Raw genomic sequence first — 888 nt, 5'->3', positions numbered from 1 at the left:
GTAGGCCAGGTCATCAAGGATAAGCAGGTGATACTTGTCGAGTTTGGCGATGGCGGCCTCGAGGGTGAGCTCCCGACGGGCCACCTGGAGCCGCTGCACCAGGTCGGTGGTACGGGTGTAGAGCACCCGATAGCCCGCCTCCACCAAGGCCAGGCCGATGGCGGCGGCCAGGTGGCTCTTGCCCCCGCCGGGGGGACCGAACAGGATCAGGTTGGCGCCTTCATCGAGCCATCGGTCACCGCTGGTCAATGCCCTCACCTGGGCCTGGGAGACCATCGGTACCGCGGTGAAGTCTAAGTTGTCGAGGGTCTTGCCCGGCGGCAGTCGGGCATCGGTCAAGTGGCGCTCGAGCCGGCGCCGGGCACGCTCGGCGAGCTCGTGTTCGGCGAGCGTGGCCAGCAGCCTCGCCGCCGGCCAGCCCTCCTGATCGGCTTGGTCGGCGAAGCGCGACCACACCGCCTTGATGGTGGGTAGACGCAGATCGGTGAGCATCAGGGTGAGCCGTGCGGCGTCGGTCATTGAGGAAGTGCTCATGCCACGCCTCCCACCGCCGGGCGGTCCATCAGCGCGTCATAGATCCCCAGCGACGCCAGTCGCACCTCGACGCGGGGCAGCTCGCTCGGGGAAGGACCGAAACGTTCTCGCAGCGCGTCGAGGTTCGGCAACTCGCCGGCCTCGAGCAGCGCCTCCAGGTGCTGCGCGAGTGCCGCTTCACAGCCCCGCTCGTGGGCCAGGGCCAGCAGGCCGACCATGCAGCGGCAGGCCAAGCGGGCCTCACCGCCCGCGAGCAAGGCGTCGAAGGTGCGCCGATAGGCCTCCCGCGGGAACAGCTGATCGCGGTAGACCAGGTTCAACAACGCCATCGGCTTGCGCCGCAGGGCATGAATG

General features: G+C 68.6%; 1 protein-coding gene and 1 pseudogene. Both read right to left on the bottom strand.

Going from position 1 to position 888, the window contains the following annotated elements; genetic code table 11:
* The coding region (locus OP498_RS18405) for an ATP-binding protein (RefSeq protein WP_280554804.1) at positions 1-534 on the bottom strand (534 nt) is incomplete at its 3' end.
* A pseudogene (locus OP498_RS18400) lies at positions 531-888 on the bottom strand (IS21 family transposase); the annotation flags it as partial. The gene OP498_RS18405 and the pseudogene OP498_RS18400, both read right to left, overlap by 4 nt.

The sequence above is a fragment of the Halomonas sp. 25-S5 genome, assembly GCF_029889845.1.
GTDB lineage: Bacteria > Pseudomonadota > Gammaproteobacteria > Pseudomonadales > Halomonadaceae > Halomonas.
Note: the sequence above shows the minus strand (reverse complement) of the source record. Positions and strands in the feature narration are given on the sequence as shown.